Here is a 6,939-nt window from a genome sequence, read left to right as displayed (position 1 = left end):
AGATTTATTATTCTTTTGTTGGCAAGGTGGACTTGCCCGAATAACCGCCCGACCTATCCGACACAATGCGCAAGTGCCGGATAGGAACGGCAAAATTTTTTACACTTCTATTACTTCTTTATCACACATCAGCAAAGATTTATGGGATATAACTTCATATTATTGTAAGTGTAAAGAAGTAGTAAAATAATAGGAGAACGATAGGGAAGAGCAATACAAAAATTGATTATGTATAACAGACGGTGTTTACGATAGAAATGCATATATAACAAAGAGTTCTTATTTGTTAGTAATGTAGGTGACGGTTATGAATATAGAGGCGTATGATGCGGAATCTTTGAGAAAGATGGTTCGATTACTTGAATATGAGAATAGGTTATTAAAAGATAAACTGAAAAAAGAGAATATTCCATATGAGGAGATTGATCTTTTTGAAGAGACGATAGAAAATGCAGAAGAGTATGATCTTGATCAAGGGGCGCGTATTGTTCATCCCGAGTTTATTACAGAGAAGATGGCAATACGCTTCTTTTCTATGTTCTGGGGCAGAGAGGATGTTTATGCGAGACGCGGTAAGAATGGTAGTTATTTTCCGCAATGTGATAATAGATGGGATATAAGACTTTGTCCAAAGCAGCGTGGAAAAAAGGTGTTTTGCGATGAGTGTGAAAATAAAAAATGGACAAAACTGGACGTGAAGAAAATCGTAGCACATCTGCTGGGATATAAAGAAGATGGTTCGGACGTAATCGGTATATATCCGTTGTTGCCGGATGGAACATGCAGATTTATTGTGTTTGATTTTGATAACCACGAAAAAGGTGCGGAAGCAACTGATTTCGCAAATGCAGATAGAGAGTGGCATAAAGAAGTGGATGCGCTGAGAAAAATGTGTGAGATAAACGGAATTAAACCATTAGTGGAACGATCACGTTCAGGAAAAGGCGCTCATGTATGGATATTTTTTCAAAAAGCAATAGCGGCTTCTAGTGCTAGAAATTTTGGATTTTTATTGTTAGATAAGGGGGCTGCTTCTGTCAACTTGAAGTCTTTTCATTACTACGACCGTATGTATCCGTCACAGGATGTGGCAAATAGTATTGGCAATCTGATTGCACTGCCATTGCAAGGGAAGGCACTCAAGAGTGGAAACAGTGCATTCGTAGATGAAAACTGGAATGCCTATCCGAATCAATGGGATATTTTACTCAATAAGGCAGAAAAACTTAGTATAGAAGATATAGAAAAGCATATGGCGAAGTGGCAGGGAGAATTGGCAGAAACCAAAGGAAAGTTTGCAGAAACCGATATAAACAACAGGCCAAAGCCGTGGAAAAAGAAGTGTGAGTTTATGAAAGAGGATGTTGTTGGCAAACTTCATTTGGTACTCAGTAATGGTGTTTATGTCGATACGCTGAATCTTATGCCGAGAATACAAAATCAGATCCGCAGTCTGGCAGCTTTTGATAATCCGGAGTATTATAAGAATAAGAGATTAGGATATTCAAACTACTATAATTTCAGTGCTGTTTACTTAGGAAAAGATATCGATGGATATATACGAGTACCTCGAGGGCTAAGAGAGCGAATTTCGGAGGAATGTGCGAAAGCAGGAATCCAGGTTGAGATATCTGATCAAAGGGAAATCGGTCGCCCAATCAGAGTCTCCTTTAATGGCAATTTACGACTGCAGCAGGAACTCGCAGCAGAGCAGTTATTAAGGCATTCGGACGGTGTGTTGGAAGCGGCAACTGCATTTGGAAAAACAGTTGTGTGCAGTTATTTGATCGCAGAACGAAAAGTGAGTACACTGATTTTGCTGCAAAGCAAGGATTTGCTTAATCAATGGGTGGAGGAACTGAATAAATTTCTTGACATCAGGGAAGACCCACCGGAGTATGAAACAAAGACAGGCAGAAAGAAAAAAAGAGATAGTGTGATCGGGATTCTGCATGGAGCCAAGAATACATTGACCGGGCTTGTAGATGTTGCAATGGTTGGTTCCATGTACAGCAAAGGAAAGTTTCAAAATCTGAAGCATTCTTATGGAATGGTAATCATCGATGAATGTCATCATGCGGCATCACACACATATATGGAAGTATTGCAGAAAATCAATGCCAAATATGTTTATGGGGTATCAGCAACGCCAAAACGCGGTGACCATTTGGATAAGATTATCTATATGATGCTGGGGCCGTTAAGACATCGATTTACCGCGTTGGATAGGACAGAAGAGCAGGGAATAGGGCATTATGTTGTTCCGAGATATACGAGAGTGGTCGATACTGTGGATAGCAAAAATGATATCAACAAAGCCTATAGTTTGATTAGTACCAGCAAGATGCGAAATGAAATGATTGTAAATGATGTAAGGAAAAGTCTTTCACAGAATCAGACACCGGTTATACTAACCCGATATAAAGAGCATGCGAAAACTTTACATGACATGTTAAAAGATAAGGCAGATCATGTATTTCTCTTGTATGGAGATAATTCAGATAAAGAAAATGCAGAAATACAGATACGTTTAAAACAGGTTCCGCGTACAGAAAGTCTTATATTGATTGCGACCGGTCAAAAGATCGGAGAAGGATTTGATTTTCCGAGATTAGATGTACTAATACTTGCGGCACCGGTATCTTTTGGAGGACGTTTGGAACAGTATATCGGGAGACTGAATCGTGACTATAAAGGGAAAGAAGCAGTTTATGTGTATGATTATATTGATGCACATATGAGAAAATTTAATAAAATGTACGGGAAGAGACTTCGAACCTATAAGAAAACAGGTTTTTCCATCTGGACAAGTGATTCGCAAGACAAACAGGATGTTCATGCGATATTTGACTCCGGCAATTATACGGAAAAATTTGAGCAGGATTTGGTAGAGGCAGAAAAATCAATCGTGATTTCCAGTCCGAATATCCGGCAGGAGAAGATTGAGAGGTTAATATCTCTGGTAAAAGAACGTCAGGAACAAGGCGTGAGTGTAACAGTTATTATAACAGAACCTGAGAAAGATATCTATAGTAATGTAGATATGTGTTATGAGTTGATTCGAGAGATGCAGCAGGTGGCCATCAATGTTGTGGCACAAGAAGAGGTGGAGGAGAGATTCGCCGTTATTGATGATGAATTGGTGTGGCATGGCGGCATGAATTTGTTGGGAAAAGAAGATGTGTGGGACAATCTGATGCGTATCAAAAATCATCAGGTAGCGGCGGAACTGTTGGAGATTGCATTTGGTATTACAGAATTGAAAGAAAAATAAGGAGAAAAATGATGATTGCACCGAGAAAAGTGAGATTTGAAGCAAAGAAAAAAGAAAATGAGAATCTCGAATTTCGCATATTTTTAAAAGGTCATGCGGATGAAAAGGAACTAGACGAACAGTTTAAAAGGCTTCACGATGAATTGTTTTCAAATTATGATTGCAGTAGATGCAGAAATTGCTGCAAAATGTATCGTGGAAGTATTCCGAGTGAAGATTTGGAAAGAGATGCGGAAATTTTTGGTTTGACAAAAGAGCAATTTGTTGAGAGGTATTTGATTAAAAATGAAGTAGAAGATACATATGAGACAAAGAATAAGCCGTGCGATTTTCTGCAAGATGATGGTAACTGTAAATTAGGAGAGTGCAGACCGGAGAGCTGTAAAAAATATCCTTATACGGATCAATCAGATAGATTGCAGAGTCTGTATAGTGTGCTGAATGCGGTGGAAGTCTGCCCGGTGGTGTTTGAGATATATGAGAGACTGAAAAAAGAATATGGGTTTCGGTATAGATAAGATGATTTCTCTAATGGGAAAAATCCAATTATGGAAAATAAGAGAGTTCTTGAAAAAGATTATGAAGAAAATAAAGAACCGTCAAATTAATTTATAAATGCATTTGCAAAAACATAGGGTTTGTGTTTGACGAATGATATATTTTTTGATGCGTCATCCCTATTTGAACTGTTTTAACATAATCTCTATTTTTACTACATACATTGTAAAAAGATGTATCTAGGGGAACATTTGTGAAAGATTATATCGAAGAGAGAGCTGTGGAAATTGCGAGTTACATCATAGAAAATAATGCAACCGTGCGGCAGACGGCGAAGAAATTTGGGATTAGTAAGAGTACGGTGCATAAAGACGTAACTGAAAGATTGCAGCAGATTAATCCATTACTTGCAGAAAAGACACGAACAGTATTAGACTTAAACAAATCTGAGAGACATATCCGGGGAGGAATGGCGACACGGGAAAAATATTTACATTTGGAGCATTAACATAACAATTAACAATGGTTGGGAAAATTAATATTCCTAGCCATTTTCTCTTTTATAGATAGGCCTTCCGGAGTATAATAAAAATAAGAATTACTACTCTAAAGGCTTTTTAAAGGAGGAATCGAGTATGAGTGAAATTCAGAGTGTACATTATCCACAAAGTGAAATCCATACAACATTAATACCTGTTACAACAGGATGTCCATACAACCGTTGTGCTTTTTGTTCGATGTATAAAGATAATACATATAGTGAGATTCCTTTGCGGGAAATAGAACATGAGTTGATGAATGGAAATACATATACGGAACGAGTATTTTTGACAGGTGCGGATCCACTGTCCATTGGATTTGAGAAAATGTTTCGTGTACTGGAATTAATAAAAAAATATTTTCCATATTGTGGATGTGTGGCAGCGTATGCATCTGTTCGCAGTCTGCAGAAATATAGTGTAGAAGAATTACAAAAGCTTCATGCAGAAGGGTTGCGATTACTTTATGTTGGTTTTGAAACAGGAAATGACGAAGTATTGCGATTGATGAAAAAAGGGCATACGTCAGAAATTGCTGCAAATCAGGGGAAAAAACTAAATGAAGCCAAAATCCCATTTTATGCAATTATAATGTATGGAATTGCAGGAGAAGGAAATGGCGAGAAAAATGCAAAGTTAACAGCAGAACTTTTGAATCAGTTTGTGCCAACCAAAATTATCACAATGAATTTAACAGTGTTTGAGATGACTGAATTGGCAGAAATGGTAAAAAAAGGTATGTTTGTAGAAGCGCCAATAAAAGAGAAGCTTTTTGAATTAAAAACATTGCTGGAACAATTACACATCGAAAAATCAGTGGAACTTGATACAACGCATACTACGAATATCATCAAAATGACGGGGAGAATTCCAGAACAAACAAAAGAAATGATTGAAAGAATAGAGCATTTGCTGATATAATAAATAGTATCTAGTTTTAAACAAAGTGGGGGCACCTGCTTTGTTTCTTTATTTTATGAGATCAGGGAAAGAAGTGGTAGCGTGAGGGAAAAAGTAAAAACAGACAGAAGTCATTATCTGTTTGATAATAAGGCATTAGCAGCATTGATTGTCCCATTGGTTGTCGAACAATTTTTGGCAGTACTTGTGGGAATGGCAGACTCTATTATGGTAGCAAGTGTTGGGGAGGCAGCTGTTTCCAGCGTTTCCCTTGTTGACAGTATTATGATTTTATTGATTAATATTTTCGGAGCATTGGCTACTGGAGGAGCTGTAATTGCAGGACAGTATCTCGGACAGAAAAAGAAGGAAGATGCATGTGAGGCGGCCAATCAGCTTGTATGGTTTGTGACAATTTGTGCAGTGATTATTATGGCGCTGATGTATCTTGGAAAAGATTTTATTTTAAATACAGTGTTTGGGGAGATTACTGATGAAGTTGCAGCATATGCAAATACCTATTTGATAATTGTAACAGCATCAATTCCATTTATTGCATTGTATAATGCAGGGGCAGCAATTTTCAGAACAATGGGGAATTCAAAAGTTTCCATGCAAGTTTCTATGTTGATGAACTTGATTAATGTTGTCGGAAATGCAATATTAATTTATGGATTCCACTGTGGTACAGAAGGCGTTGCGATTCCGACACTGGTGTCACGAATGTTTGCGGCGATTATGATTACAATACTTGTATGTAATCAAGATTTGACGCTGCATATAAAAAAATCATTGCGTTATCAATTTGACTGGACAAAAGTCAAGAAGATCTTATATATCGGAGTTCCAAATGGATTAGAAAGCAGCATGTTTCAATTAGGGAAAATTCTTGTGTTGAGTCTTGTTTCTACATTTGGCACATATGCAATTGCGGCAAATGCGGTGGCAAATGCGGTAGCAAGTTTCCAAATCCTTCCCGGAATGGCGATTTCTCTTGCAGTAACAACTGTAGTTTCGAGGTGTATTGGGGCAAATGATCATGAACAGACTCATTATTACACTGTGAAATTACATTTACTGGCATTTGCAGCGACTATTGTAACGGTTGGAATTATCATTCTGGCACTCCCGTTAATTATGAGAGCTTATAATCTGTCATCAAAGACTGCAGTTGTGGCAGAGCAGATATTAATATTCCACGGAGTATTTGCGATTGTGTTGTGGCCGTTGGCATTTGTACTGCCTACAGTATTCCGGGCAGCAGGAGATGTTCGTGTTACAATGCTGATCTCCATTATTTCCATGTGGCTGTGTAGAATCGTTATGAGTTATGTTATTGGAAAATATATGGGAATAGGTGTATTAGGCGTTTGGATTGCCATGATTCTTGACTGGGTCGTTCGAGCTGTCTGTTTTGTATGGCGCTATAAAAGTGGAAAATGGAAAGGAAAGGCAGCAGTATAAACATAAAGATAAATACGCTGTAAGTGCAGATAAGCCCTATGCAAGAGAATTTTTAGAGATTTAGAGAATTCTCTTGTCAATTTTCCATTGCTACATTATAATCCCATCTTTGACAGTTATAAGGTGAAAAAATGGCTACAACCCCAGTAAATATGGGCACTGTAGCCGTTTTTCTTTTTGCAGCGATATGTACTATATTATTTCAGTTTTGATTTTAGTTGCTTTGTATCTTTGATAAGAGTTCGCATATCTGTTTTGGTAATG

Annotated in this window: 5 protein-coding genes and 1 pseudogene; all 6 read left to right on the top strand. The window is 37.7% G+C overall.

The window, feature by feature from the left end; translation table 11 throughout:
• Positions 1-65: 65 nt before the first annotated feature.
• Positions 66-149, top strand: a pseudogene (locus DWX73_RS15825) (Maff2 family mobile element protein); the annotation flags it as partial.
• Between the two features lie 158 nt (positions 150-307).
• On the top strand, positions 308-3,274 hold the full coding sequence (locus DWX73_RS12525; RefSeq protein WP_118349056.1) for a TOTE conflict system archaeo-eukaryotic primase domain-containing protein: 2,967 nt from the start codon (positions 308-310) through the stop codon (positions 3,272-3,274).
• Positions 3,275-3,282: 8 nt separating this feature from the next.
• The gene (locus DWX73_RS12520; protein WP_242996897.1) at positions 3,283-3,792 is read left to right on the top strand and encodes a YkgJ family cysteine cluster protein; all 510 of its coding nucleotides are present in this window, start codon (positions 3,283-3,285) and stop codon (positions 3,790-3,792) included.
• A gap of 233 nt (positions 3,793-4,025) precedes the next feature.
• Positions 4,026-4,280, top strand: a complete 255-nt coding sequence (gene spoIIID, locus DWX73_RS12515; protein ID WP_118349054.1) for a sporulation transcriptional regulator SpoIIID — start codon at positions 4,026-4,028, stop codon at positions 4,278-4,280.
• A 127-nt stretch (positions 4,281-4,407) separates the two neighbouring features.
• On the top strand, positions 4,408-5,232 hold the full coding sequence (locus DWX73_RS12510; protein ID WP_118349053.1) for a radical SAM protein: 825 nt from the start codon (positions 4,408-4,410) through the stop codon (positions 5,230-5,232).
• A gap of 81 nt (positions 5,233-5,313) precedes the next feature.
• Positions 5,314-6,675 carry an MATE family efflux transporter gene (locus DWX73_RS12505; protein ID WP_118349052.1) on the top strand — a complete coding sequence of 454 codons (1,362 nt, stop codon included), beginning with the start codon at positions 5,314-5,316 and terminating at the stop codon, positions 6,673-6,675.
• Positions 6,676-6,939 lie beyond the last annotated feature (264 nt).

It is taken from the genome of Coprococcus sp. AF21-14LB, assembly GCF_003458885.1.
In the GTDB taxonomy this organism is placed as follows: Bacteria; Bacillota; Clostridia; order Lachnospirales; family Lachnospiraceae; genus UBA9414.
Note: the sequence above shows the minus strand (reverse complement) of the source record. Positions and strands in the feature narration are given on the sequence as shown.